This is a genomic window from Actinokineospora sp. NBRC 105648, assembly GCF_030269645.1.
GTDB lineage: Bacteria > Actinomycetota > Actinomycetes > Mycobacteriales > Pseudonocardiaceae > Actinokineospora.
On sequence record NZ_BSTR01000003.1, the window covers coordinates 96,759 to 123,015 of the forward strand.

The following is a 26,257-nucleotide window of genomic DNA, read 5'->3' on the forward strand; positions in this document are numbered from 1 at the left end:
GGGGCATTGGCTGTGCGGTGTGGCCGCGACGGGTTCGGAGTGGGCGGCGATCGAGCAGTCGCGCACCACCTGCGCCGTGGGATCGGCGCCTACTCCGGCCGGGCGCTGGGCGCGGCCACGGGGGTTCGCGTGGGCGTGCCGGTCGGGCTGTCGCATGTCGGGTTGTCCGCACGAGGTCTCCATGGTGGTCGTGGCGGGGAGGCTTCGAGAGTTTCGATGAGCGCGACGGCTCGGGAGTCGGATGCCGGATTGTTCCCGCGATTGGGTTCCGTGCTCGTTCGACGTTCGTCACGACTGTGGAGGTTCGTGTGAGCGCGTCGGTTGAACGGTTGCGTACCGAGGCGCCCGCGCGGCTGGTTCCCGCGTTGGCAGTGCCGACCGTGATCGGTCTTGTGGCCAGTGTCGCCTACCAGTTCATGAACACTTTCTTCGTCGCCCGCATCGGTGTGGCCGCCGTGGCGGCGGTGATCGTCGTCTTTCCTGTGACCCTCGTTGTCACCGCCGCCGCGTCTGGGCTGGGGCAGGGCTTGTCGTCGGTAGTCTCCCGTGCCCTTGGCGCCGGCGAGCGTGACACCACAGACGCGGCCGCTCGTACTGGGCTCATCGCGGGGGTGACCATGGGTGCGGTGTTGGCCGCCGTGCTTGGGGTCGCGCTGTCGGTCGGCGGGTTGCGCCTGCTCGGTGTCCCGGGCGACGTTCGCGACCTGGCCGTGGCCTACGCCGTCCCGACCCTGGCCGGGTACGCGGTGATGACCGTCAACATCCTGTGCGGCTTCCTCGCCCGGGCCGAGGGCAACACCAAGTTCTCGATGCGGACGCAGCTGATCGCGTTCCTCACCAACCTGGTGCTGGACCCGCTGCTGATCTTCGGCCTGGACCTGGGCGTGGCAGGCGCGGGAATGGCCACCCTGCTGGCCCAGCTGGCCGCCGCCCTCGCCTACCGGTGGTACTTCCGGGCCGGACCGGGCACGATCCGCCCGGGTTCCGCTACCACCCGACTCGCTGTGCTGCGCCCGGCGCTGGCGGTCGGTGCGCCCACCACGATCGGTCTGCTCCTCGGCAGCGTGACCCTGAGCTACCTCAACAGCGTGGCCGCCGGGTACTCCGCCGACCACTTGGCCGCGATCGGCGTGGTGCTGCGGCTCTACCTGCTCGGTGTGCTCGTGGTGACCGGCTTCTGCATGGGGTCACAGGGCCTGCTCGGCTACACCGCTGGCCGAGGCGACCAGCCGAGACTCCGCTCGGTGGTGCGCGTGCTCACGCTCTACGTGCTCGGCGTGGCGGCACTCCTCAGCGCGCTGGCGTGGGCGTTCCCCGGGCCGGTGGCGGCCCTGTTCGCCGCCCCTGGCCCGGTTCGCGCCCTGATCGCGGCCGCGTTGCCGGTTGTGTTCTCCGGCCTTCCCGCCTTGGGCCTGGTGATCGTGGCGACAACCCTGTTCCAAGCCGAGGGGCGACCCCGGCCCGCCCTGGGCACGACGTTGCTGCGCAACGGGATCCTGCTCGTGCCCGCGATCACCGCGGCCACCGCGCTCTACGGTGCCTCAGGCATCGCCACCGGTCAGTTGGTGTCCGATCTCGCCGCGGGCCTGGTCGGCGCGGTAATCCTGGCCCGGCGCGGGGGACCTACGACTCGCCGGTGATCTTGGTTGAGCCGATCGAGGCCGCGGCGATCGCCTTGGCGGCGGTCTGGGTCGACGAGCTGGAGGTCAGGCTGGTCAGCGACGCGCGGTTGAGCGCGTGGACGACGAACTCGTAGGTGTTCACCGTCGAGGGCGAGCACGGACCCTGGTAGCCGTAGAGGCTCGCACTCCCGCGGTAGTAGATCTGCCTGGCGCCTGCGGGGACTGCTGGGCGGTAGGCGTGTTCGACGTTCTGCGGGAGCGAGGTCGCGCTGACGGGGATGTCGTAGATGACCCAGTGGATGAGGTTGGCGTTGTCGAGGTCGCGCATGACGATCGCGTAGCTCTTCGCCCCAGCAGGCGCGCCTGACCAGGCCAGCGGCGGCGACTCGTTCTTCTTGGCGGGATCGTTGCCACCACCACTGGTGCACTCGTGGACCTTGGGGATCAAGCCGCCGTTGGCAAAAGCGGCGCTGGACAACGCGAACGCGCTCGCTGATGCGGTGGCGGACGAGAGGCTGACCGTCGAGGTGATGAGCATGGCGAACAGCACGATGCTTGTGCTTCTCACAGCAGGCTCCCGAGGATGCTCGTGATTCCGTTGGCCGTCCGTGGGACACCGTGATACGGCTGTGGGACAGAGCAGTGCAGCCGTGGGACGAGGTGTCGCCGGTGCGGCGGAAATCAGCGTAGGCGCCCTGGTTCCGGACGGCCAACCCCGGGAATTTCCCACCCGGCCAACGACTCGACGATCGAGGCAATTCGTCCACTGTGGACTGCGAGCGGCCCGGCGCGATCCCGCCGGGCCGCTCGCGTGCTCATTCCGCGGCGACTCCCACCCACCGCTCGCCGTCGACGGCGGCGGAGACGGCCTCCGCGAGGCTGCCCACGACCGGCACCCCGAGCGGGGTGAAGTGGTCCATCGTGTGCAGGGCGTCGTCGCCCGCGTGGTAGAGCACGCAGGCCACCCCGCACTCGCGAGCGGCGATCGCGTCGTCCACGCTGTCGCCGACCAGCAGCACCCGGGCCGGGTCGGCGTCCAGCCGCGCCAAGTGCCGTCGCAGGTGCGGGGCCTTGTTGCGGGTCTCGGTGTCGCGCAGCCCGTCCACCGCGGTGAAGTACCGGTCGATGCCGAAGTGCTCCACGAGCGGCAGTAGCCGGTCGTGCGGGTACATCGACAGCAGCGACTGGCTGCGCCGCCGGGCCAGCCACTGCCGCATGGTGCGCTCCGCCTCCGGGTTCAGCGCGATGGCGTCCCGACGACTCAGGTAGGCCCGTTGGAACTGCCGGTCGAGCGCGGCCTGCTCCGCGGCGGTCAGGGTGCGACCTAGCAGGGCGTCGTAGAACGCGGAGATCGGCTGGCGGTGCTTGGCCTGGTAGTCGGTCCGGGTGATCGGCGGCAGGCCCAGCGCCCGGAACGCGTCGATGGTCGAGTCGATGAGGGCCGGGCCGTCGGCGAACAGCGTGCCGTTCCAGTCCCAGACGATGTGCTCCACAGCGGTGGCCACGGTCCTTCTCCCGTCAGGTGTCGATGTGGTCGGGGTCCGCCCGCCACTCGGGCGGCAGGTGGTCGAGCTCGCCCACCGCCCGCAGCGTCGCACGGCCGTCGGACAACCGCAGCCGGGTCACCGAACCCACGGTCACCGCGGCGATCTCCCGGTAGCGCGACGGCGGCAGGCCGAGGAAGAACGACATGATCAACCGGACCGGTGCCTTGTGGGTCACCACCGCCACCCGCGACGAGTGCTCGAGCGCGTCGCGCACCGCGGCCACGGCGCGGGCCATCACCGCCAGACCGGACTCACCTCCGGGTGGGGTGAACAGGGCCGGGTCCTCGGTCCACCGCTGGTGCGCGGGGGTGTCGGCGACCTCTGCCGGCAACCGGTCCTCCCAGGCACCGAAGGACAACTCACGCAGGCGGTCGTCGACGGTGACCGGCAGGCCGGTCCGGCCGCCGATCGGCTCGGCGGTCGCCAGCGCCCGGCGCGCCGGGCTGCACAACAGCAGCTCCGTGCCCGCCAGCGCCGGGTGTTCGGCGAGGTAGCCACCCATCCGCTCGCCCACGGGCGAGAGCCCGCCGTCGTGGTCGCCGCAGAACCGGCCCTGCCGCGTGCAGTGCGTCTGGCCGTGCCTGATCAGCACGAGCTCGCCGGACAACCCGACGCGGGCGCTCACGTCCTGGCTTCGGCCAGCGCGGACCGGCAGGGGCAGGCCGTCTCCTCCGGCAGCGCCGCGACGATCCGCCGCACGATGTCGAGCACCCGGTCGGAGTCTGCGTTGAAGGCCTTGAGCACGTTGTGGTGCGAGACGATGTCCGCGCGCTCCGCGCCGACCACCTCGGCGGCCGCCACGTCGTAGTCGGTGATGTAGGACAGGTTGGCGTAGCACAGTTCCAGCTCCCGGGCCAGGACGACCTCGGGGTACTGGGTCATGTTCACCAGGTGCCAGCCCTGCGAGCTGAACCACTTGCTCTCCGCGCGGGTGGAGAACCGCGGCCCCTGGATGACCACCACCGTCCCGCTCGGGTGCACGGTGGCGTCGGCGCCCTGCAGCGCCTCGTGGGCCAGCGTGCGGATGCGGCCGCAGTACGGCTCGGCGGAGCTGATGTGGGCGCCGGTGTCACCGGAGAAGAAGGTGTCCGCCCGGCCCCAGGTGCGGTCGACGAACTGGTCGGCCAACACGAAGTCGCCCTTGCGGTAGTCGGGTTGCAGGCTGCCGACGGTGTTGAACGCCACCGTCTGCCGCACGCCGAGCTCCTTGAGCGCCCAGAGGTTCGCCCGGTAGGGCACGTCGGCGGGCAGGTAGTCGTGGTTGTTGCCGTGCCGGGGCACGAACGCGACCGACTTGCCCGCGACCTCGGCCACGCTGATCGGCGCGCTGGTCTCCCCGTAGGGGGTGGACATGGTGACCTGCTCGGCGCCCTCCAGGAACTCGTAGAAGCCGGTCCCGCCGATGATGGCGATGCCTGGTTGCGACATTTCCCGTTCCTCCCATGCAGAGTGTGTTACCGCCGGATGGCGTCGACGAGCACGGCGGGGACGCCCTGGTCGCGGGTCTCCCCGTAGACCCTGATGCCGCCCTCGGTGGTGGAGGCGCGCAGCAGCAGCCACTGCCCGCCGTCGAGCCAGAACTTCACACCGTCCACAGTGGTCACACCGGTCACCGCGCCCGCCTGCCCGGCCACCGCCAGTGCCCGGTGCCCGAGCTCGGTCAGGTCCACCGCCGACCGCCCGGCGACCAGGTACTCGAACCAGGTGAGCGGACCGACCTCGGCGCGCAGGTCGTCGACCAGCGCGGCCAGCGGGCGGCCGCTGGTGGCCAGCAGGTCGGCCAGCAGGACCGCGACGGCGAACGGGTCGCGGTCGGTGCCGAACTCGGCGAAGCCCAGGTCGCCGACCCCACCGCCCGCCGCGTCCACCTCGCCCGCGGCGAGGAGCGGGGACAGGTGCTTGAACCCGATGCCCACCTCGTGGACCGGGATGCCCAGCCGGGCCGCGACCGCCCGGGCCGCGGTCCCGCTCGCCGCCGTCACCCCGAGCCCGACACCGGGTTCCCGGTGCGCCAGCAGCAGGGCGAGCAACTCGTGCGGGTACACCGTCGCGCCCCGGTGGTCCAGCAGGTAGACCCGGTCGCCGTCGCCGTCGAGCACCACGCCGAGGTCGGCCCGCTCGGCCACCACCCGATCCCGAGCCCGCTGCCGGGCCGCCGGGATCGTCGGGTCGGGAACCAGGCGGCCGAAGTCCGGCGCCGGTCCGCCGTCGACGGACAGCGCGCGCCAGCCCAGCCGCCCGGCGAACTCGGCGAACGGCGCCCCGGCGATGCCGCCGAGTCCGTCCACCACGACCGAGAGCTCGGATCGCGCGGACAGCCGGGACAGCACATCGGCCATGTGCGCGTCCAGCCATGGCGCCAACGGCTCGGCGGGCACCGGGTCCGGGGCAGCGGTGACGGGCCCCGGGTCGGCCGTCTCGATGGCCGCCTCCACCGCGCGCGGCAGCGGACCGCCGGGGGCCACCTTCACCTTGAGCCCGTTGAAGTGCGCGGGGTTGTGGCTGGCGGTGATCAGCAGGGCGAGGTCGACCAAACCGAGCCGGACCGCCGCGGTCGCCGTCGGGGTGGGCAGGTGCGCGACCAGCCGCACCTCCGCCGCGCCTGCGGCTACGGCCGCCGAGACCACTGCCTGGGCCGCGTCCGCCCCACCCTCGCGGCAGTCGTACCCGACCAGCACCCGCTTGCTGTCGACTGCTTTGACCACGCGGGAGGCCAGCACCGCCGCGGTGGCCGGGGTGAAGTCGGTTCCGATCACGCCGCGCCAGCCGTCGGCGCTGGCCCTGGCCTGCCAACTCATGGCCGGTCCCGGGTGAGCGCGGACAGCAGGTCCGGCACCGTGGCCGGGCGGCCGCGGGCGCCGACCGCGCCGACGGCCAAGGCGCCTGCCGCGTTGCCCGCGGCCAAGCGGGAGCTGGGTGGCAACCCGGCCAAGTGCGCGAGCAGGTAGGCCGCGGCGAAGGCGTCACCCGCTCCGGTCGGGTCCACCACCGGTACCGGGTGGGCGTGGACGGTCACCTCCTGCGCACCGCGGCGCAGCGTCGAGCCCACCGCGCCCAGGGTGATGACCACGTCGGTGTCCGGTCCGGGGGCGGTGGCGAGCTCGTCGTGTTCGAACCGGTTGACGAACAGGATGTCGGTGTGCGGCAGCACTGTGGCAGTGACCGGGTCGCCCGCGAAGACCCCGCCCGGGGTCCAGCAGAGCAGGGTCGCGCAGGCGCCGACGGCCCGCAAGGCGTCCCGCGGTGGGTCGAAGAGCATCACGGCGTCGTAGTCGCCGGCGAGCGCCTCGCGCAGGTCGGTCGGGCCGAAGGTGTCGTTCGCGCCGCGGCAGAGCAGCATGTAGTGCCGGTCCCCGAACACCGGGATGACCACGCGCCCAGTGGGTTCGGCGCGGCGGCGCACGGCGGCGACGTCCACCCCGCGCCCGCGCAGGTCCGCGACCAGGCGGTCGCCGTCGTCGTCGGCGCCGACCGCGCCCGCCACCGCCACCGAGACGCCCAGGGCGGCCAGGGCGGCCGCGCAGTTGCCCGCGTGCCCGCCGACCTCGGTGCTCACCGAGCGGACCGTCACCGCGCTCTCGTCAACCGGTTCCCGATCGGCGACCAGGATGAGGTCGACGTTGAGCGAGCCGATGACCAGCACCCGGACGCGGGCCGCGGCCGCGCGCACCGCGGCCGAGATCACGGCTCGGCCCGCGCGGTGGTCAGCGCGATGCCGCTGATCTCCACCAGGCAGCCCGACTCGGCCAGCCGGGCAACCTCGACCAGGGTGCTCGCCGGCGCCGGGTCGCCCAGCACGCGGTTGCGCACCGTCGAGACGGCACCGAAGTCGCGGACGACGTCGGTCAGGTAGACCACCACGCTGACCAGGTCCGCCGGGGTGGCGCCCGCCTCGGCGAGCACCTCGGCGATCCGGGTGAAGACGACCTCGGCCTGCCCGCCCGCGTCGCCCGGGTGCAGCACCGCGCCGGTGTCGTCGGTGGCCACCTGGCCGCTGACGAACACCAGCCTGCTCCCCGGGCCGACGTCGACGGCCACGCCGGGGCTGTACTTGCCGATGGGTTTGGAGTGGCGGTCCGGGGTCAGTGCCCGCGCGTCAGTGCCCACTGCTCGACCCTTTCCGGGAACGGTCCGTAGGTGGCGGTCATGGCGGCCAGTTGCAGGTGCCGGATCTCGACGCCGGGCGGCGCGGCGAACAGGGTGGCGACCACCCCGGCCACCTCGGCGGCGGTCAGCGCGCCCACCCTGGTGCCCGGCGCGGCGTCGGCGTGGCTGCCCTGGAAGTGGGTGTCGACGCGGCTGGGCAGCAGCGCGGACACCCGCACCCCCAGGTGGCGCACCTCCCGGCGCACCGACTCGAGCAGCGCGCCCATCCCCGCCTTCGACGCCGAGTACGCCGTGCGGTCGGCGTGCGGGTAGAGCACGGAGTCGGACAGCACGCCGACGATCAGTCCCGCGCGCCGCGCGACAAGCCGCGGCACGGTGGCGCGCAACGTGTGGAAGGCGCCGTGCAGGTTGGTCCGCAGCGTGCGGTCCCAGTCATCTAAGTCCACATCGGACAATGGGGACCACCGGCCGGAGCCCGCGTTGAGCACCACCCCGGCGAGTGGCTCGGCCAGGTGCGCCGATGCGGCGGTCACCTGGTCGGCGTCGCCGACGTCGACCACTGCGGTGCGCACCGCCCCGCCTGCGGCCTCGACCGCGGCCGCGGTCGAGGCCAGTCCGTCGGCGGACCTGGCCCACAGCACCAGGTCGAAGCCGTCGGTGGCCAGTCGCTCCGCCACCGCCGCCCCGATGCCGCGGCTGGCCCCGGTCACCAGCACCCACCCGCGCCGCCCGGTCACCGCGGCGCCGCCTGACCGCGCCCGGGGACGATCTCCATCCGCTCGGCCACCGCGCGCACCGCGCCGGGAGCGCGGTCGGCCAGCAGCGCGAAGGCCAGGTCGACCGACTTCACCGACGGCGCGGCGTCGCCGCCCACCGTGCACAGCCGCCCATCGCGCACCAGACCGGTGACGATCTCGCCCACCGGGTGCGTGCGCAGCAGCGCCCGCTTGCCGTGGTGGACCGCGACCCGGCGGGACGCCGCCAAGCCCGCGGCGGCGATGAGCAGCACCCCGGAGCAGACCGCGTAGAAGGTCCCACCGCGCTCGGCCGCCGCCCGCAACGCCGCCAGCAGGTCGGCGTCGGTGGCGGCCGACGCCGCGCCCCGACCGCCCGGCACCACCACGACGTCGGCGTCGGCGACGTCCGCCAGGTCCGCGCCCACCGCCAGGGAGACCCCGCAGGACGTGGTCGCCCGCCGGTCCTTGGCCGCCAGCCGGACGCGCAGACCCGCGTCCGCCTCGGCGGCCTTGACCAGGACCGAGTGCGCGCCGAACAGGTCCAGCGCGTCGACCAGCGGGTAGGCGAGCACCGCGACCTCGGTGGTCACGGGTGCGCGTTCGCGGCGGGCCGCGCGGTGTCGTCGAGCGCGCGCAGGCTCGCGGCGACGACCTCCGGTGAATGGGCCCCGTGCCCGCCCGCGGGCGACTTGAGCACGCCCGCGGCGGCGGGGCAGAACCCGCCGATCCCCGACCGCAGCGCCGCCGCCGCGATCCGGACCAGGTCGATGATCACCCCGGAGGCGTTGCTGGAGTCCTGCACCTTCAGCTTCAGGTCGAGCGAGACCGGCGTGCCCGCCCACCCCCGGCCCTCCAGGTTGAGGACCGCGACCTTGTTGTCTTTGAGCTGGCCGATGAACCCCGCCGACGGGATCACCTCGACCCGGCTGGTGTCGACGCCGTCCTGGGCCAGGGCGTTGAGCTTGGACTGCTGCTTGCTCGCGCCCTGGTCCCGCAGGTTGCGGAAGTCCTCGTTGCCGCCGAAGTTGAGCTGGTAGGAGCTGACCAGCGTGATGCCGCGGGCGGCGAGCAGGCCCAGCAGCGCCCGGTGCACCACCGAGGTGCCGAACTGGCTGGCCAGGTCGTCGCCGATGAGCGGCACCCCGGCCCGCTCGAAGTCGGCCAGCAGCTCGGGGTCGCGGGCCATCAGCTCCGGCGTGCAGTTGACCGCGGCGACCCCGGCGGCCAGCGCCGCCCGCGCGTAGGCCGTCGCCGTCTTCTGCAGGCCGGTCGGCAGCGAGTACAGCAGCACCTCGGCGCGGCTCTGCCGCAGCCGCTCGACCACCCGGTCGAAGGCGGCGGACCCGGGTTCGGAGTCGGCCACCCGCATGCCCTCGTCGACGACCACGTCGACCTCGGGCAGCTCGACGTCGAGCCGGGGGTAGTTGTTGGGCGGGCACAGGACCGCGTCGGTGAACGCGGCGCCCACCTTGGCCGGGTGCACGTCGAACGCGGCCACGAAGCGGAGGTCGGACACCCCCAGCCCGGCGACCCGGGGCAGCCGGATTCCGGGGAAGCTGTCCTCGGTTATTCCTTCGGCGTCGGCGCGCCGATAGTATTCGGCGCCTTGGAACAGCGCCGAGATGTTGTTTCCCACCCCGGCGACCGCGAGGCGAAGCGGCTCCATCACGTGCGTCACCATTCCTCAAAGTAGGCATGCATAGGCGAGCCGACCACGCGCGCGGAGAATTCCCCGAATTGTGGTCGAGCTACTCGGCGGTGTTCGATGGAGCTAGTGGTCAGTGCGAGATCGGTTTGTCGCACCCGGCCCGCAGCGCTTGTTCGACAAGGGCCTGGGCGGCGTGGCCCGCGGTGAAATCGGCGACGGTGACCGGGTCGTCGCCGGAGAGCAGCCCGGGGTAGGGGTTCATCGGGTCCGGCCCGAAGTCGGTCGACGAGCCCGCCGGGTGGCGGCGCAGGGTCGCGCTGCCGTCGTCCGGGTTCGCGCTGACCTCGGCCGAGCCGTCGGCGCCCTGCACCCGCACCCGCAGCGCGCGCTCGCCGGTCGACACCCGGGAGACGAACACGCGCGCCCTGGCCGCGCCGTCGTCGCGGCCCAGCAGGACCTCGGCGACGTCATCGGTCTCGCAGGCCACCTGGTCAGGGCCGTGCGAGCGGCGCGGCCACACCACCGACGCCGTGCCCGCGGTGACCGCCCACGAGCCCGGTGCCAGCCACGCCAGCAGGTCGAACAGGTGCACGCCCTGGTCGCCCAGGGCGCCCGCACCCGCGGTCTCCCACCGGTGCCGCCACGGCCACGCGGTCCGCGGCCCGGCGAGGAAGTCGTGCCGGAAGTCCAGGTCGAGGTGGACCAGTTCGCCGAGTTCGCCGCGCGCGCACAGCTCGCGCAGGACCCGCAGCGCCCGGTTCGCCCGCCACTGGAAGCTCACCGCCGCGCGGCCGGGGTGCCCGGCCGCCGCCTCGGCCAGCCGGGCCGCGGTGGGCAGGTCGTGGGCCAGCGGCTTGTCGCTGACCACGCGCAGCCCGGCGGCCAGGCCCGCCGCCAGGTAGCGCTCGTGGGTGTCCGGGGGACTGGCCACGACCAGCGCGTCCACCGCCCCCGCGGTGATGGCCGAGAGCGGGTCGGCGGTGGCGGTGGCGCCCGGGAAGCGGGCGGCGAGCCGCCGCGCGCGGTCCCCGTCGCGCCGGTACCCGATGAGCCGCACCCGCGCGCCGGGGCATTCGGAAATCCACGTCAAATGTTGCTCGCCAAATCCGGCCCCGACCACCAAGAAGTCCATGTTGGTCCCCCGAGATAGAAACCCGCGCCAGAAAGAGTGTCCGGTCTGCTGGATTTTCACGCCCGGCCTCCAGGAAACCACAGCCGAGCCCGGGAGTGCAAGTAGCGGTGCTGGAGCGCGCATTCCCAATGCGACAGTCACCTAAAGTCATCGGTGCCACTGCTCCGGCCGGGTGAGCCGCCGCTGCGGGTGGTCCGGCGAACGCGGCAGCTCATTCCGGTGAATGCGCGGTCGCCAAATAGGTAAGATGGGATTAGTGCGCCCGCCGAACCCGCGCGGGGTGACCGGTCGCGTTTTACGACTCGTTGACCCGGGCGAGGACCGCGGGGACGACCTCGGTGGCGAAGGCGGTCACCGCCGCCACCGCCTGGGCGTGGTCGAGACCGGGCAGCCTGCCCCACAGGCACAGGTGGTCGAACGGCACCCGCCGGTGCAGGGCGACGACCTTGTCGGCCACCGTGGCCGGTGAGCCCACCAGGTAGTTGTCCCGGTCGAGGCCCGCCGCGTCCGGGACCGGGGGTCGTGGTGCCCCCGCGGGGAGCCGGTGCGCGGCGAAACCGTGCTCCAGCAGGGCTATCGCCGGTCCGGCCACCCGCCACGCCGACTCGTCGTCGGGCCCGACGTGCGCTGTCGCGCCGAGGACGACCGGTACGTGCCCGGTCCGCCCGGCCCGGCCGAGGGCGTCCACCCACAGGCCGTACCGCTCCTCGACGCCGCCGTCGCCCGCGTAGATCAGCACCCCGTCGGCCAAGCGCGCCGCGCGCTCGAAGGCGGGCCGGGCGAAGGCGCCGAGCTGGATCGGGATCGGGCGGGCGGGCCGCGGGCCGAACGGACCCGCGGGCAGCTGCCACCGCCTGCCGTGGAACTCGGTCTCGCCGGTGCTCCACACCTGCCTGCACAACGCGATCGCGTCCTCCACAAGGGACGGACGGTTCCTGGGCGGCACACCGAGGAGCGCGTTCTCGTGGTCGACGTAACCCTGCCCGAGGGTCAGGGTCAGCCTGCCGCCGGAGAGCAGGTCGACCACGGCCGCGTCCTCGGCCAGGCGCAGCGGGTGGTGCAGCGGGGCGATGACCGCGTTGGTGCCGATGCCGATCCGGCTCGTGCGCGCGGCCACCGCGGCGGCCGCGACCAGCGGGGCGGGCAGGAACCCGTCCGCGCTGCCGTGGTGCTCGGGCAGCCACACCATGCTGTAGCCCAGCCGCTCGGCCAGTTCGATCTCGGCCAGCCGCTCGGCGTAGTGCGCCGCGTCGGTCACACCGGGCGCGGCACAACGGAAGTCGTGCACCACGCCGAAGGTCGGGGCGCTCACTCGGCCACCTCGCCGTGGTCATCAGCGTGGTGGTCGTCCGCGCTCCAGGACGGGCTGGACACCGCCCAGAAGGCCAGCCCGCGCTCGCCCGCGACGAAACCGTGCCGGACCCCCGGCGGCACCACCACGACCTGCCCGGCGGTCACCGGCGTCGGCACCCCGTCGAGGATGGCGGTCCCGGAGCCCGCGCCGAGGACGAAGGTCTCCTCGGTGACCCGGTGGTGGTGCACCGGCACCGACGCCCCCGGGGCCAGCGTGGAGTGGGCGATGCTGTGGCCGCGGTGCGCGCGGCCCAGGTGCGCGCCGACGACCTCCCGCAGCGCGTGCGCCGGGTCGTCGGTGACCGGGGCCAGGTCGGCGACGGTGATCACTTCCGCGTGCGCGGGCGGGCGTTCGGCCAACATCAACTCGGCGAGTCTGCGCTGCTCCCGCTCGGGGAAGTCGACGAGACCCGGTGGCGCGTCCCGCCACGACCCGTCGAGCAACCACGCGCAGCCCAGCATCATCAGCGCGTTGAACGGGTCCCACAGGTCGTCGCCGAGCGAGGCGTGCGGGTAGGCCAGGTTGAGCGGGCTGGCGCCGCCGAGGACGAAGACCGTCCGGCCACCGGGCCGGTGGTGCTCGACGACCCCCGGCCGCGACTCGCGGCTCGGCCAGCGGGCCAGGTGGGCGAGGTCGATCTCGGTGGGCGCGTGGCCCGCGTTGACCACCACCGCCCCGGCGGGCAGCCGGTCGAGGACGGCGGCGTCGACCACACCGTCGATCCCCGTCGCGGTGACGATCACCTCGGCGTCCGCCGCCGCCTGCGCCGCGTGCTCGGCGACAGCGCACCCGTGCAGCCGGGCCGCGACGCGCCGCAGCGGGTCGGGCTCGGCCACGGTGACCAGCGCGCCGAGCGCGCGGGCCCGCTCGGCGACGCCCTTGCCGACGTTGCCGAACCCGACGACCAGCACCCGGCGCCCCAGCAGCCCGATCCCGGTCAGTGCCGAGAAGGCCGTCCAGACCGCCTCCGCGACGTGGAACCGGTGTTCCACCTGCTGCTTGAACGGGATGTCGTTCCAGTTGAGCACCGGCATGGGCAGCGATCCGGCGGCGCGGATGCGGTGGATGCCGGTGGTCGTGGACTCCATCGCCGCGCGCGGCGGGCACCCCGCCCGGACCAGTGCGGCGATCAGTTCACCACCCATCTCGCTCACCTCGGTCGGCCGCCACGCGACGGCCCGCGCGAGCAGGTCCGCGTGCCGCTCAGGGGTTTCCGCGAGCACCAGGGCTCCCCGCCCGCGCAGGTGGTCGATCACCGCGGGGTCGGCGGTGGTGGGGTCACAACTACCGAACAGCACGGTCGCACCGGTGTCGAGCAGCCAGTCGAACAGGGGCACCGCGTTGTCCACCAGGTGCACCCAGCAGGCCAGTCTGCTCTCGGGAAAGCACTGATCGCCCAGTTCGTCGGCCATCCGCGCGGTCACCGGCATGGCCCGCCGCGGCCAAGCCGGGCGTTCAGCGCTGTTCGAGTCCACTCCGGCTCCCTGTCCCTGCGGTGGTCTATCGGAGGTCCGCGCCCGCCTCGCTGTCCGACCTGGCGAACGACGGCGCCGACAGCACCACCAGGAACGCCAGCGTGGCGGCGATACCGGCCACCGCGAAGGTGGGGGCCAACCCGAGGTGGGGCAGGACCGCGCCCGCCGCGCCCGACCCCGCCGCGCTGCCGCCCAGGAACACCGCGGTGACCCAGGCGAACGCCTCGGTGACGGTTCCGCGCCGGGCCACCTTCCCGATGAGCACGAAGGTGCAGGTGAGCACCGGCGCCAGGCCCAGGCCCGCGAAGGTGATCAGCACGACCATGGTGGGCCGGTCGGCGACCACCACCAGCGGCCAGGTGCACGCCGCCATGGCGACCAGCAGCCAGAGCAGCCTGCGCAGCGGCTCACCCGACCAGCTCCGCGCGCCGTAGGCGAGCCCGCCGACCAGGCTGCCCACCGAGAAGGCGCCGAGCAGCACCCCGGAGAACCCGGGGGCCCCGGTGCGCTCGGCGTAGGCCACCGTGGCGACGTTGAACACGCCGACGACCGCGCCCACGAACAGCATCCCGGCCAGGAGCACGACCAGCAGGGGCGAGCGCAGCGCCCCGGCCCAGTGCCGCGGCCGCTGCTCGCCCCGCCACCGGCGCACCGGCGGGTTCGCCGTGTAGAGCAGCGTTCCCAGCACGCCGAGGACGCCGATCACCAGCAGCGTGGTCGTGGTCGAGGTCGCGCCCACCAGCAGGACCACCACCAGCGGACCCGCTACGAAGAGGATGTTCTGCAGCGCGGTGTCCAGCGCGTAGGCGACCTCCACAGTGGACGCGTCGGGCAGCACGCTCGGCCACATGCTGCGCAGCGCCGGTTCCAGTGGCGGCATGAAGAACCCCGCGACCGCCACACCGGCGAGTGCCGCCGGGAAGGACGAACCGCCCAGCCAGGCCAGCAGCGCGAACCCGGCGCCGGAACCGACCGCGCCCACGAGCAGGGTGGTGGACTGGCCCCGGCGGTCGACGATCCGACCCAGGACGGGACTGCCGATCGCCGTGCAGACGCCGTACACCGCGGCCACCGCGCCGACCCGACCGTAGGACACGTCGTTGGCCCGCAGGAAGAGCACGGTCGCCAGCGCTCCCATGCCGTTGGGCAGTCGACCGAGGAAGTTGACCGCCAGCAACCGGAGCGCGTACGGCTGGCGCAGGCAATGCCAGTACTTCCGCACAGTCGAGGTCCTCCCCAGGTGTCGACCCGTCCGTCCCCGATGATCGTCGCCCATCCCGGAACCGGTGACAATCGCTCGATCAGACCGTAGACGCCCCGGAAGGGGCTGTGCCACACTCCGAAGCCAGGACCGCTTCGCCCGGTCCCCGCGCCCGGTCCCGTGGGCGCCCTCGATACCCCTCCGCCGTGTCTGATTTCCTCCGCCCCCTCGTGCCGGGAGAACCCATGACCGACTCCGATTTTCCGTCGCACCACGACGTCCTCGTCCTCGGCGGCGGGGTGGCCGGTTGCGTGCTGGCCGCCCGGCTCAGCGCAGATACCGACCGCTCGGTATGCCTGGTGGAGGCGGGACCGGACTACGGGCCGGACAGCCCGAACTGGCCGCAGACCATGCTCGACGCCCGCGTGCTGCCTCGCGACGAGGTGTGGGAGACCGAACCGGCGCCGCACCGGATCAGGGCGAAGGTGCTGGGCGGGTCGTCGTGCATCAACGGGTGCTGGCACACCTGGGGATCAGAGCAGGACCACGCCGGGTGGGCCGCTCGTGGTGGCCCGGACTGGTCGGCCGCCGGGCTCGAGCCGTTCCGGCAGGTGGCCGTGGAGCGGATGCGGCTGCGCGCCATCCCCGACGCCGAGCTGTCGGTGTGGAGCAGCGGGGCACTGGCCGCCGCCGCCGAGTTGGGCTACCCGGAGGTGGCCGACCTGGCCGCGCCCGGCGTCGGCCCGGGGTACGGCTGCCCGCCGGTCAACGCCATCGGAGACCTGCGCTGGAACGCCGCCTTCGCCTACCTGAACCCGGCGCGCGACCGGCCGAACCTGAGCATCCTCAGCGGCACCACGGTGCACCGGCTGATCGTGCGCGCCGGAGTGGTCCAAGGCGTCGAGGTCGACCAAGGCGGAACGCCCCGCACGCTCACCGCCGACACCTACATCCTGACCGCGGGCGCGTACGGCTCGCCCGCGGTGTTGCTGCGCAGCGGGATCGGACCGGCCGACCACCTGAGCGAGCTGGGCGTGCCCGTCGAGGTCGACCTGCCCGCGGTGGGCTCGAACCTGACCGACCACCCCTGCCTGGTCCTGCCGCTGACGCCCACGGCGGAGCTGAACGCCGCACTCGCCCGCAAGGAGGCGGCGGGCGAGCTGTACGCCAGCCAGGTCGCCCTCAAGGCAGCCAGCGAGCTCTGCCCCGAGGGTGGGTGGGACCTGCACCTGCTGCCCACCGCGGGCCCGCCGCTGTTCGGCTCGCTGCCACCGGGGGAGTACGAGGTCGGCATCGCCGCCTTCCTGATGAGCCCGCTGTCGCGCGGGTCCCTGCGGCTGCGGTCGGCCGATCCCGACGTCCCGGTCGACATCGACCTCGCGCTGTTCACCGACCCGGACGGCCGTGACCTGGCGGTGGCCCGCGACGGCCTGCGCCTGGCGGCGGAGCTGGCCGCGTCGTCGGCGTTGAAGTCGTGGGCGACCCCCGCGGCCGGGGGCGACCCCGCCGCGCTGGGCGACGACGAGCTGCGTTCCCGCGCGGGCACCTACTGGCACCCGGTCGGCACCTGCGCCATGGGCACCGGCGACGACGCCGTGGTGGACCCCGAGGGGAGGGTGCGCGGGGTGGCCAACCTGCGAGTGGTCGACGCCTCCATCCTGCCCACCGTGCCCGCCGCCAACACCCAGCTCCCGGTGCTGGCGGTCGCCGAGCTGCTGGCCGAGCGGCTGATCCGTGGCTGAGCCGGGGGAGACCACTGTGGACGGACAGGTCGCCCTGGTTACCGGGGCCTCCCGGGGCATCGGCGCGGCGATCGCGGTCGACCTCGCCCGTGCGGGCTACACGGTCGTGATCAACCACCGCGACTCGGCCGAGGACGCGCGCCGGGTGGCCGAGGCCGGCGGCCCGACCGCCACGGTGATCGCCGCCGACGTGGCCGACCACGCGGCGGTCCGGCGGCTGACCGAGGAGGTGACCGACCGGCACGGCAGGCTCGACGTCCTGGTCAACAACGCGGGCGTCACCCTGCCCGACGACTGGCGCACGCTCGACCCGGCTCGGTGGCAGCGATGCCTCGACGTCAACGTGACCGGGGTGTTCCACTGCGTCCAGGCGCTGGCCCCGCTGCTCGAGGCCACCGGCCGCGGCCGGATCGTCAACATCGGCTCCACCTACGCGGGCATGGGCGTCGGCGCGATCGCAGCCTACGCCGCGGCCAAGGCGGGCATCGCAGCGCTGACGACGGCCTTCGCCAAGGAGCTCGCACCGGTGGTGACGGTCAACCTGGTCGCGCCGGGCAACATCGACACCGACATGACCCGCTCCGTGGGCGAGGAGTTCGTCGCGGCCACCGTCGCCCAGACCCCGCTGCGCAGGCTCGGCACCCCCGAGGAGATCGCCCGCCTCGTCCGGTTCGTCGTGTCCGAGGACGCGGCGTTCATCACCGGCCAAACCCTGGTGTGCGACGGCGGCCACTCGCTGCGGTGACCGCCCGGCGGTAGATCCCCCTTGCTGGTCACGGAAGGACGCCGAGACTGCTCCCACGGTCTATAGTGGACATAAGTGTCCACTATAGACCGTGGATGACTCCCCAGGTCACGCGGTGGCGGATGGCCTTTCCGGAGTGGTGCCGTCGAGGAGCAGTTTCGCCGCCACCGCCGCCCCGTCGCCGCGGACCGTGCCTGCCACGGCCCTGGCCCGCGTTCCGGTGGTGGGGGACAGCGCTGTGGTGAGCGCGGCGGACAGGGAGTCGACGGTCGGGGTCGAACCCTCGTGTGCCGCGCCGATGCCCAACTCGGCGATTCGGCCTGCCCAGTACGGCTGGTCCGCGATCCGCGGGACCACCACCTGGGGCGCACCTGCTCGAGCGGCCGTCGTGGTGGTGCCCGCGCCGCCGTGGTGCACGACGGCGGCCACCCTGGGGAACAGGGCCTGCTGGTTGACCTCGCCGACGACGAAGCAGTCGTCGGCGTCGTCGATCGGGGCCAGCCCAGCCCACCCGCGGGCGAGCACGACGCGGCGGCCTTGCGCGCGGGCAGCCTCGGTGGCCACGCGGGCGATCTCGGCCGGTGCATGGCTTGCCATGCTGCCGAAGCCGACGTACACCGGTGGCTCGCCCGCGTCGAGGAACGCCTCCAACCCGTCCGGGAGCGGGCGGTCGTCGGGCAGGATCCACGCTCCTGTCTGGACGACGTCGAGGTCGGTCTTACCTTGCGAGGGACACAGGACCGGATCCGCGGCCAGCCACGGCCGGGCGGTGAGAACGTGGTCGCGGACGTTGTCCACCGGCGGCAGGCCGATCGCCGCCCGGTGCCGGTTGAGCGCCTCGCCGTACAGGCCGTTCACCCGCTGGGCGTCCTGCTCCCACAGCACCCGGTTGTCGGTCTCGTCCACCGGGGACGGTGTACCCGGCCGGGCCCCCGGAGCGGAGTGCCGCGACGGCAGCCCGAGCAGGTGGAAGCACGCGAGCACGTAGCGAATGCCCAGTTTCTCGGCCACGTCCGGCGCACCCGCGGGCATCAGGCCGGTCGCCACCAGCGCGTCACACCCCTCGGCCGCCGCGCCCAGCGTCTCGAACCGCGCGGCGACCAGCTCCGGAGCGAGCCGGAAGGCGTCCTGCGCCGTCGGTGGCCGCGTACCCGCGACCACCGACCGCACCGACGGTCCCAACGGCACCATCGGCACACCGACCCGCGCCAGCAACTCCACGAAGTCCTCGTCCGGCGGGGCGCACACCAGCGCCTCGGCGCCGAGGTCCCGCAACGCGACCGCGAGGCCCACCAGCGGTTCGACATCCCCGCGCGATCCCCACGTCGTCAACAGCACACGCACTTCTGAATCCCCATTTCCCCAGGTCATGGCTTACGGCGGGCAATTGTGGGGTACGACCCGGGCCTTGCCGCAAGTCCCCCAGTCCGCTATAAGTTGAAGGGGAGGGGGAGTTCGTCCCCTCCACTCTGGACAGGCAGCCCCCACGCGACGTGCGGCACAATCTGCACTGGGTATCGGTCGTGGGCTTCCGCCGCGGAAATCGCCGCTCGAGCGTGCGTTCCCCGCTCGGGGCGATCCGGACACCTGATCGGATCGGACCGGGGAAGTCGGGCGCCGCCAGTGGACCGTCCACCAGTGTCGACCTCGAAGGGGGGCCGCTGTGATCTCGGCACTCAACGGCGTCGTGGACCTCGTCGAGGAGCACCTCACCGAGGTGCTCGACGTCGACGGACTGGCCAGGGCGCACGGCACGACGGAGTACCACCTGCGCCGGATGTTCTCGTCGCTGGCGGGCATGCCGTTGTCGGAGTACGTCCGACGCCGCCGGATGACCGTCGCCGCCGCCGATGTCGTCCGCGGCGAGGACGACCTGTTGACCATCGCCGTGCGGCACGGCTACGGCTCGACCGAGGCGTTCGGTCGCGCCTTCCGGGCCGTGCACGGCGCCGGTCCCGGCGACGTCCGCCGCGACGGCGGTCCCCTTCGCGCACAACCCCAGCTCAGGTTCCGCCTGACCGTCGAAGGGAGCACCCCCATGGACACCCGTGTCATCGACCGCCCCGCGTTCCGCCTCATCGGACACGCGGCCCGGGTCCCGCTCATCCACCAGGGCGTCAACCCGCACATCCAGCGCCACATCACCGCGCTGCCGCAGCAGGAGCACGCCCGGCTCAAGGCCCTCGCCGACACCGACCCGCCGGGTCTGCTGCAGGTCTGCGACGACCTCGACCCCGACAGCACCGAGGGCAGCGAACTGACCTACCTGCACGGCGTCGCCGTCGCCGCGGACAGCCCGGTCCCCGACGACCTCGACATCATCGAGGTCCCGGCAGGCCGGTGGGCCGTCTTCCGCAGCACCGGACCCCACCCGCAGACCCTCCAGGACACCTGGGCGGCCACCGCGACCGACTGGTTCCCCGCCAACCCGTGGCGCCTGCGGCCAGGGCCCGCGATCGTGACGATCCTCGACCACGCGGCCGACTTCAGCACCGCGACCTGCGAGCTGTGGCTGGCCGTCGAACCGGGCTGACGCGCGACCAGTCCACCACGGTGGTCCACTGTATATGTCCACAGTGGACCACCGTGGGTGGTCGCTTGCGGCAGACAAGGGTCAGGCAGGACATTCAGCCGCAGCGGAATCGTTGTCGGACAAGTGGCACAGGCAACGGACGCAAGAGTCGACGAACACCTGCACGGCCTCCCGGCGGTCCTCGGTCCGCCACACCACGGCGAGCCTGCCGGGCGACAGGTCGGGCACCGGGCGGTAGACCACGTCGGCCCGCGCGGAGATCTCGGCGTTCTCGGCGGGCAGCAGGACGACACCCACCCCCGCGGCGACGAGTTCGAAGCTCTCGTCCGGGTTCGCAGCCTCGGCCACGACTCGCGCGGGCGCGGGCCGCTGGTCGGCGGCCAGCCAGAAGTCTCGCAGCGCGCCCGCGGACCGGGGGTGGGCGATGAACGGCTCGTCGACCAGGTCGGCGAACCGGATGGTGGTGCGCCCGGCCAGCGGGTGCCCGACCGGCAGCGCCACCCAGCGGTCCTCGGTGCTGACCACCTTCCAGGTGAACTCGCCGGTGTCGGGAACGGGGAGCCAGGTCACGGCCAGGTCGACCTCGCCCGCGGCCAGGCCCGCCGACGGGTCGCCCCAGGAGACCTGCCGGAACCGCAGTCGCCACCGGGGGAGCAGCGTGCCCATCTTGGCCGTGACCGCCGGGATCAGGCCGCGCCCGATGCGGTTCTGGAACCCGACGGTGAGGACCATGTCCCGCTCGGCGACGGCCTCGGCCACCGCGTGCCGCGCGGTCTCCCACCGCTCGATGACCTGGTGGGCGTGCGGGAGCAGGGCGCGGCCCGCGGCGGTCAGCGCGACCGAACGCCGGTCCCGCTCGAACAGCGCGGTGCGCAGGGACAGCTCGAGGTGCCGGATCTGCTTGCTCAGCGTGGGTTGGGCGATGAACAACCGGTTCGCCGCCCTGGTGAAGCTCAGCTCCTCGGCGACGGCCACGAAGTACCTGAGGTCCCGCACGTGCACGTCCATAGCCGCAGGCTATGACAGGACCTCTTGGACCGGCGGGGCGGACGGACCGAGAATCGGTCACGAACTCGGAGATCAACCGGAGGTGTCGCTCGTGGAGCCAGGCGTGTACGGGTTGAGTGCGAAGGCCACCCTCGGGCCGGTCGAGACCAGGCGACTGGCCCGGCTGGCCGAGGACCTCGGCTACCGGTCGTGGTGGTGCGGCGAGCACGTGGTCCTGCCCAGCCCGCGGGTACCCGAGGCGGCGATGGCGCCGGAGGACCCGATCCTCGACCCGCTGGTCCACCTGGCCTACGTGGCCGCGGTGACCGAGCGGATCGAGCTGGGCACCGGGATCGTGATCCTGCCGCAGCGCAACCCGCTGGTGCTGGCCAAGCAGGCGGCGAGCCTGGACGTGCTCTCCGGCGGCAGACTGCTGCTCGGCGTGGCGGGCGGCTACCTCGAGCCCGAGCTCGCCGCCTTCGGCGTCCCGCTCGCGGAGCGCGGCACTCGCACCGACGAGTACCTCGACGCCATGCGCGCGCTGTGGAACGACCCGGCACCGGTGGCCTTCGAGGGCAGGCACGTGTCCTTCCGCGGCCTCGACGCCCACCCCCGACCCACGACGCCGGGCGGTCCCCGCGTCGTGATCGGCGGCCACAGCCCCGCGGCGTTCCGCCGAGCGGTCGCCAGGGCCCACGGCTGGTTCGGGACCGGCTCGACCCCCGACGACCTCGCCGGGCACCTGCGCGGGCTGGCCCGGGCGGCACAACAGGTCGAGCGCCCCGCCCACCTCGGCCGGCTGGAGATCAACTTCATGCAGGTCGACCCGGTCGAGGTCACCACCGAAGCCGCCCACCGCTACGCCGAACTGGGCGTCACCCGGCTCACGCTCTACCCACTGCCCCTGGAAGACCCCGACGACGTCGCCAGATTCCTGGAACGCCACGCGAACCTGCCCTGGACCTGACAGGACGCCGGGCGCGACCACGCCCCGACGCGGTCGCGCCCGGAGATCCAGGCGGGTTCAGATGATTTGGCCATTCCCGCAGAGGCTAACCGATAGGACATCCCGCTCCATTGACGAATACCCGGGTCAGTTCCAGACGCCGACAACGCCAGGTCGGTGTGCCCAACCCGCACAGGTCACCGCGATGCCCATTGCTGGCTCGGGCCGCCGTGGCAGGGGTAGATCACCGCCGGGCTGTAGTCGTTGTAGGACTGCAAATCCAGGCACTTGTTGCCACCCTCGTTGCGGACGGTGTAGTTGGAGCTGAGGATCCACCGCTGGCTGGGACCGCCGTGGCACCCGTAGAGGTGCACCGGGGCGTTGTCGTTGTAGGTGGTCACGTCCAGGCACATCCGGCGTCCTGAGCCGTAACTGCTGATGGTCCCGTTGTTCTCCAGCACCCAGATCTGGCTGGGACCGCTGTGGCAGCCGTACAGCGTCGCCCGGGTGCCGCTGTTGTAAGAGGTGAGGTCCAGGCACCTGTCCCGGGAACCGACGCTCACGATCACCACCGCCGTGGCTTGGGTACCGAGCACATCCGCCTTCGGCGCCTCGGCAGCGCTCGCGCCCGCAGTGCCGACAATGGCGGCGCACGCGATCGTGCACACCGCGAGCATTCGCGAAAGCATTTTCGGAAATCCCCTCTTCGCTGTCGACAATTGCATCCCCAATTGACTTCAGACCGATGTGGCGCGATCCACCATCGCCGCTGAGCTTGTCGCGAGATCTGGCACCGTGTCAACGGAATCGGACGTTTCCACCCAAAGGCATCAACCGCCCGCCAGCGTGACGATTATCGGGAACTCGTCGTTCACCGCCGCGGTGCGGTGGACCTGTCCCGTGTCTGCGTCACGAGCGCGCTCGGGGTGCCGCCGCCGGTGAGGATCCGGAACCGGGGGTGTCAACGACCTCGCAATCAAGGGTCGCTGTGATGATCTACACCTGCAACGGTACCAACCCCAGGCCGGAAGCGGCTGTGATCCGCACCGTCCTCTTCGGAATCGCTCGCGACAGCCTGGAAACCCCAATTTCCAGGGAACTTTGCTGCCGACCCCGCTGTCAGCACTCCTGTCACGCGGCATTTCAACCACCGCAATACCGCTGGTCATATCCCTCTCGCGGCCCCCGTCCGGAACGGCGATTGGTAGTCCAAAAAGGACGAATTGGTCGCCGTTGCACCTTACCCGCGAACGCGGCGCAGTCCATTCCCTGGGACAATGCGCGCGGGGCGCCGCCGCGGGGTCGATCCCGGTAGCATTTTGGCGATTCCGGCGATCTGAGGGGAATTACCGTGCGCCTGCTGTTGGTGGAAGCCGATCCCGCGGTCGCCGGTGCCCTGGCCGAAGAGCTGCGGGGGCGCGGCTACGGCGTGGACCTCGTGCGCACCGGTGGCCAGCTGCTCGGCGGTCCGCTGCTGGCCGATCTCGTGCTGCTGGACCTCGACCTGCCGGACCTGGACGGCCTGGAGGTGTGCAGGCGGTTGCGGGCGCGCAGCGGGGTGCCGGTCATCGCCCTGTCGGGGCGGGACTCCGAGCTCGACCGGGTGCTCGGGTTCCAGGCCGGTCTCGACGACTACGTGACCAGGCCGGTCCAGGTGGCCGAGCTGGTGGCGCGGATCGTGGCGGTGACCCGGCGGGTGCGGGGGCAGGCGGGGGAGCAGGACCCGCCCGCGCCGGACACGATCGTGCGGGAGCCGTTGCGTCGCGACACGACGCAGAAGCGCCGGTCCATCGTGACCGGGGCGCTGAGCGTGTTCGGCCGCGTGGGCTACCTCGGCGCGAGTATCGAGATGATCGCCGCCGAGGCGGGGGTGTCCACCCGGACCATCTACAACCACTTCGAGAACAAGAAGGAACTGTTCGTCACGGTGCTGATGGAGAGCTCCACCCGGGTGGCCGCCACCCGCGAGGCGCTGATCGAACGCCACCTCGACCACGTCACGGACCTGGAGGCCTCGCTGATCGCGCTGGCCAAGGAGTGGGTGCGGCCCAGCCCGGACTTCGCCGACCACTTCCGCATCGTCCGGCGGCTGCGCGTCGAGGCCGAGCGCTTCCCACCGGAGATGGTCCGCAGCTGGCAAGAGGCGGGCCCGCTGCGCGCCCGACGCGCGTTGGCCACCCGGATGGCGGAGCTGGCCACTCGTGGACTGCTCGCGGCGGGGGACCCGGAAGTCGCCGCGCAGCAGTTTCATGGCGCTCGTGACCGACACGACGGTCAGCCGGGCGGAGTTCAGCGCGAACGCGCTGGAATCGGAGATCGACCGCATCGCCCGGGCCGGGGTGCACACGTTCCTGTACGGGTACCTGCCCAGGAAGGGATGAGCCACCTCGTCGATCACCCCGGGCTCGACCGGGGAGAAAGTCAGTGTGGGGCGGGCAGGTCCATCAGCGCGAGCTCGGCGGGTCGCGGGCCGCCGCGAGGAACTCATGGACCACCTCGCGCTGTCCACGCCCGGCGCTGGTCGGCCGCGAGCTGGCCCGCGCCTCCCGGCGGGCGCGTCGTCGAGGGTCACGACGTACCCGGGCGGCCGGTCGTCGTAGGAGACCTCGGGGCTGGTCTGCCGCGACCGCAGCACATCGAGGCTGATGCGGCTGACCACAGTGGTCAACCAACCCGCGAGGTTGTCGATGATGGCGGTGTCCTGGCGGGACAGCCGCAGCCAGGTGTCCTGGACAACGTCCTCGGCGTCGTAGTGCGATCCAGCACCTGCACAGGGCGATCGCCGCGGGCGGCGTCGACCCGAACTCCTTCAACCGGCTCAACCGCACGGTCAAGGAACCCGCGGCAAGACCTGGGGCTGAGCCCGGCGCCGCGTACCCGCATGCCCGCGGTGACCCGGCTCGTCGGGAGATCCCGGTGATCTCCCGACGAGCCCGGCGCTGCTCGCCCGCAGGCGAGCCGTTCCGCTCGTGATTCCCATGACCACCAGGGAGATCGCCGATCAGCGCCTGCTGCCGAGCACTGCCGTCATGAGCCAGCCGACGGGGGCGGGAGCTGTCCACCGAGGGGGTGTGAACGCGGTGGCGTGCTCGCGGAGGAAGTCGTCCAGGCGCCGGTGCGGGTGACCGGTCACGTCCGGCACGGTGCTGTTGGGGGTCTCAGGGCACGCGACCGTCAGCGCTTGGATTTCGAGGATGTGCTCGACGAGCCAGTCGGGGAGGTCGGCTCGGCGGAGTCCGCCGCGCAGTTTGTCGGGGCTCTGGTCGATGTAACGCACCGGGCGCCCGGCCTGGGAAAGGCGCGTGGCGACCTCGGGGTAGCTGACGGCTTCGGGTCCAGTTAGGACAAGCGGGGTTCCCCGGTGTTCCGGCTGGGTGAGGGCGACGGCCGCGACGTCGGCGATGTCGCGGGCGTCGACCATGTTGACGGGGCTGTCGCCGGTCGCCCCGAAGAACACGCCGGTGGCGCGGATGGTGGCGGCGTGGTTGAGGAGGTTCTGCATGAACGCGTACGGGCGCAGGAACGTGTGCGGCACGCCACTGGCCTCGATCGCCTGCTCGACCGCGAAGTGGGTGCGCGAGATGGCGACGGGCACGTCTGGTCCCACGACCGGCGCCGAGACCTTGACGATGTGCTCGACCCCCGCCGCTGCGGCAGCCGCGGTGATGCCCAGTTCGATGTCCTGTTGGCGGGGCCCGTTTCCCATGGCCAGGAACAGTTGCTCCACGCCGGTCATGGCGCCGCGGAGCGAAGTCGGGTCGGCGGCGTCACCGAGCACGTAGTCGATGCCGTCGACCGGCGCCCTGTTCGGTGATCCGGGGCGGACGAGTGCCCTGGCGGGCACCCCCAGTGCGACGAGCCGATGCAGCAGAGCCTTGCCGGTGGTCCCGGTTCCGCCGATGACGAGGATCATCGCGCGCTCGCCGAGTGCGCGAGGTCCCGGGCGGCGGGGCGGGTGTCGGCGGCCGCTCGCGTCGTGCGGGACGCGGTCACCCGGGCGGCAGTGATGGCACCGCCGATCGCGGCCGAGATCGGCGCGCCGATGAGGGTCGTGACGTCGAAGGTGCCGTTCGCGACCAGTACCGCACAAACCCCGGCGGCGAGAGCGGCAGCGCCCACGGCTCCCACGACGAGGGCCTTCGTCACCCTGACCCACCGCCTGCGGACGGCCGCGACCGGCACGGCGAGTGCGACGAGGGACACCAGGAGCGCCGCCAAGGCCGAGGGGATGGCCACGGTCGTGAACGCGGTGCCCGCCAGTTGCTCGTTCCCCAGAACACGAGCGCTCGCGTAACTCGTCACGGCCGGCGCGATGTAGGCGGGCGGCACGTTGGCCACGACGGTCTTCAACACCTTGGGCCGTGCGGGTTTCGGGCTCACGGAACCTCCTGGTCAGCTTGGTCTTGGGTTCCGTTTGAGCGTATGACTGTTGCCAAGATTCGAGTAGTCGTCAATTATTGAACAGACTGTTCCACTGCCGG

At 72.6% G+C, this 26,257-nt stretch carries 24 protein-coding genes and 1 pseudogene; 6 read left to right on the forward strand and 19 right to left on the reverse strand.

The features are described 5' to 3' along the window. Positions 1 to 308 precede the first annotated feature (308 nt). A complete protein-coding gene (locus QSK30_RS03570) occupies positions 309 to 1,640 on the forward strand; it encodes an MATE family efflux transporter (protein ID WP_285499493.1) in 1,332 nt (443 codons plus the stop codon). Here the strand turns inward: QSK30_RS03570 and QSK30_RS03575 are convergent. From QSK30_RS03575 to QSK30_RS03640, 14 genes are all read right to left on the reverse strand, one after another. Further along, a complete protein-coding gene (locus QSK30_RS03575) occupies positions 1,624 to 2,190 on the reverse strand; it encodes a YbhB/YbcL family Raf kinase inhibitor-like protein (RefSeq protein ID WP_502871783.1) in 567 nt (188 codons plus the stop codon). The two genes, QSK30_RS03570 and QSK30_RS03575, sit on opposite strands and share 17 nt — an antisense overlap. Positions 2,191 to 2,437: 247 nt before the next feature. Beyond that, positions 2,438 to 3,127, reverse strand: coding sequence for an HAD family hydrolase (locus QSK30_RS03580; protein WP_285499495.1), 690 nt, complete (start codon positions 3,125 to 3,127; stop codon positions 2,438 to 2,440). Positions 3,128 to 3,140: 13 nt separating this feature from the next. Continuing rightward, entirely contained in the window at positions 3,141 to 3,794 is a 654-nt protein-coding gene (locus tag QSK30_RS03585) for a histidine phosphatase family protein (protein WP_285499497.1), read from the reverse strand. Beyond that, positions 3,791 to 4,597: an S-methyl-5'-thioadenosine phosphorylase gene (locus QSK30_RS03590; RefSeq protein WP_285499499.1), complete on the reverse strand. Its 807-nt coding sequence runs from the start codon at positions 4,595 to 4,597 to the stop codon at positions 3,791 to 3,793. The genes QSK30_RS03585 and QSK30_RS03590 overlap by 4 nt, the downstream gene beginning before the upstream one ends. Before the next feature lie 26 nt (positions 4,598 to 4,623). After that, the gene (locus QSK30_RS03595) at positions 4,624 to 5,967 is read right to left on the reverse strand and encodes a phosphohexomutase domain-containing protein (protein WP_285499501.1); all 1,344 of its coding nucleotides are present in this window, start codon (positions 5,965 to 5,967) and stop codon (positions 4,624 to 4,626) included. After that, complete coding sequence (locus tag QSK30_RS03600) at positions 5,964 to 6,854, reverse strand: carbohydrate kinase family protein (protein ID WP_285499503.1); 891 nt, start codon at positions 6,852 to 6,854, stop codon at positions 5,964 to 5,966. Before QSK30_RS03600 ends, QSK30_RS03595 begins: the two co-directional genes overlap by 4 nt. Continuing rightward, positions 6,851 to 7,276 carry a RidA family protein gene (locus tag QSK30_RS03605; protein WP_285499504.1) on the reverse strand — a complete coding sequence of 142 codons (426 nt, stop codon included), beginning with the start codon at positions 7,274 to 7,276 and terminating at the stop codon, positions 6,851 to 6,853. Before QSK30_RS03605 ends, QSK30_RS03600 begins: the two co-directional genes overlap by 4 nt. Next, the gene (locus QSK30_RS03610) at positions 7,252 to 7,986 is read right to left on the reverse strand and encodes an SDR family oxidoreductase (protein ID WP_285499505.1); all 735 of its coding nucleotides are present in this window, start codon (positions 7,984 to 7,986) and stop codon (positions 7,252 to 7,254) included. Before QSK30_RS03610 ends, QSK30_RS03605 begins: the two co-directional genes overlap by 25 nt. Before the next feature lie 23 nt (positions 7,987 to 8,009). Beyond that, complete coding sequence (locus QSK30_RS03615; protein ID WP_285499506.1) at positions 8,010 to 8,603, reverse strand: DJ-1/PfpI family protein; 594 nt, start codon at positions 8,601 to 8,603, stop codon at positions 8,010 to 8,012. Continuing rightward, on the reverse strand, positions 8,600 to 9,679 hold the full coding sequence (locus QSK30_RS03620; protein WP_285499902.1) for a hypothetical protein: 1,080 nt from the start codon (positions 9,677 to 9,679) through the stop codon (positions 8,600 to 8,602). Before QSK30_RS03620 ends, QSK30_RS03615 begins: the two co-directional genes overlap by 4 nt. A gap of 112 nt (positions 9,680 to 9,791) precedes the next feature. After that, a complete protein-coding gene (locus QSK30_RS03625) occupies positions 9,792 to 10,916 on the reverse strand; it encodes a Gfo/Idh/MocA family protein (protein WP_352231544.1) in 1,125 nt (374 codons plus the stop codon). Between the two features lie 172 nt (positions 10,917 to 11,088). Then, positions 11,089 to 12,105: an LLM class flavin-dependent oxidoreductase gene (locus tag QSK30_RS03630; RefSeq protein ID WP_285499508.1), complete on the reverse strand. Its 1,017-nt coding sequence runs from the start codon at positions 12,103 to 12,105 to the stop codon at positions 11,089 to 11,091. Next, entirely contained in the window at positions 12,102 to 13,622 is a 1,521-nt protein-coding gene (locus QSK30_RS03635) for a cupin domain-containing protein (protein WP_285499509.1), read from the reverse strand. Before QSK30_RS03635 ends, QSK30_RS03630 begins: the two co-directional genes overlap by 4 nt. A 25-nt stretch (positions 13,623 to 13,647) precedes the next feature. Next, entirely contained in the window at positions 13,648 to 14,898 is a 1,251-nt protein-coding gene (locus QSK30_RS03640; protein ID WP_285499510.1) for an MFS transporter, read from the reverse strand. A gap of 170 nt (positions 14,899 to 15,068) precedes the next feature. On the opposite strand from QSK30_RS03640, the gene QSK30_RS03645 reads away from it, so the two are divergent. Both QSK30_RS03645 and QSK30_RS03650 read left to right on the forward strand, forming a co-directional pair. Beyond that, entirely contained in the window at positions 15,069 to 16,565 is a 1,497-nt protein-coding gene (locus QSK30_RS03645) for a GMC family oxidoreductase (RefSeq protein WP_285499511.1), read from the forward strand. A 16-nt stretch (positions 16,566 to 16,581) separates the two neighbouring features. Beyond that, on the forward strand, positions 16,582 to 17,310 hold the full coding sequence (locus QSK30_RS03650; protein ID WP_285499512.1) for an SDR family NAD(P)-dependent oxidoreductase: 729 nt from the start codon (positions 16,582 to 16,584) through the stop codon (positions 17,308 to 17,310). Positions 17,311 to 17,418: 108 nt separating this feature from the next. On the opposite strand, the gene QSK30_RS03655 is transcribed toward QSK30_RS03650, so the two are convergent. Further along, positions 17,419 to 18,654, reverse strand: a complete 1,236-nt coding sequence (locus tag QSK30_RS03655) for a glycosyltransferase (protein ID WP_285499513.1) — start codon at positions 18,652 to 18,654, stop codon at positions 17,419 to 17,421. Positions 18,655 to 18,973: 319 nt separating this feature from the next. On the opposite strand from QSK30_RS03655, the gene QSK30_RS03660 reads away from it, so the two are divergent. Then, a complete protein-coding gene (locus QSK30_RS03660; RefSeq protein ID WP_285499514.1) occupies positions 18,974 to 19,843 on the forward strand; it encodes an AraC family transcriptional regulator in 870 nt (289 codons plus the stop codon). Between the two features lie 81 nt (positions 19,844 to 19,924). Here QSK30_RS03660 and QSK30_RS03665 read toward each other — a convergent pair whose 3' ends face one another. Continuing rightward, positions 19,925 to 20,851, reverse strand: a complete 927-nt coding sequence (locus QSK30_RS03665) for a LysR family transcriptional regulator (protein ID WP_285499515.1) — start codon at positions 20,849 to 20,851, stop codon at positions 19,925 to 19,927. A gap of 103 nt (positions 20,852 to 20,954) precedes the next feature. Between QSK30_RS03665 and QSK30_RS03670 the strand changes: the two genes are divergently transcribed. Further along, positions 20,955 to 21,797 carry a TIGR03619 family F420-dependent LLM class oxidoreductase gene (locus QSK30_RS03670; RefSeq protein ID WP_285499517.1) on the forward strand — a complete coding sequence of 281 codons (843 nt, stop codon included), beginning with the start codon at positions 20,955 to 20,957 and terminating at the stop codon, positions 21,795 to 21,797. Between the two features lie 176 nt (positions 21,798 to 21,973). On the opposite strand, the gene QSK30_RS03675 is transcribed toward QSK30_RS03670, so the two are convergent. Beyond that, positions 21,974 to 22,465 carry an RICIN domain-containing protein gene (locus QSK30_RS03675; protein WP_285499519.1) on the reverse strand — a complete coding sequence of 164 codons (492 nt, stop codon included), beginning with the start codon at positions 22,463 to 22,465 and terminating at the stop codon, positions 21,974 to 21,976. A 677-nt stretch (positions 22,466 to 23,142) separates the two neighbouring features. Between QSK30_RS03675 and QSK30_RS03680 the strand changes: the two are divergent. After that, positions 23,143 to 23,970, forward strand: a pseudogene (locus QSK30_RS03680) (response regulator); the annotation flags it as partial. Between the two features lie 807 nt (positions 23,971 to 24,777). Here QSK30_RS03680 and QSK30_RS03690 read toward each other — a convergent pair. Both QSK30_RS03690 and QSK30_RS03695 read right to left on the reverse strand, forming a co-directional pair. Further along, positions 24,778 to 25,689 carry an SDR family oxidoreductase gene (locus tag QSK30_RS03690; protein WP_285499521.1) on the reverse strand — a complete coding sequence of 304 codons (912 nt, stop codon included), beginning with the start codon at positions 25,687 to 25,689 and terminating at the stop codon, positions 24,778 to 24,780. Further along, positions 25,686 to 26,156: a hypothetical protein gene (locus tag QSK30_RS03695; protein WP_285499523.1), complete on the reverse strand. Its 471-nt coding sequence runs from the start codon at positions 26,154 to 26,156 to the stop codon at positions 25,686 to 25,688. Before QSK30_RS03695 ends, QSK30_RS03690 begins: the two co-directional genes overlap by 4 nt. Positions 26,157 to 26,257: the final 101 nt, after the last annotated feature.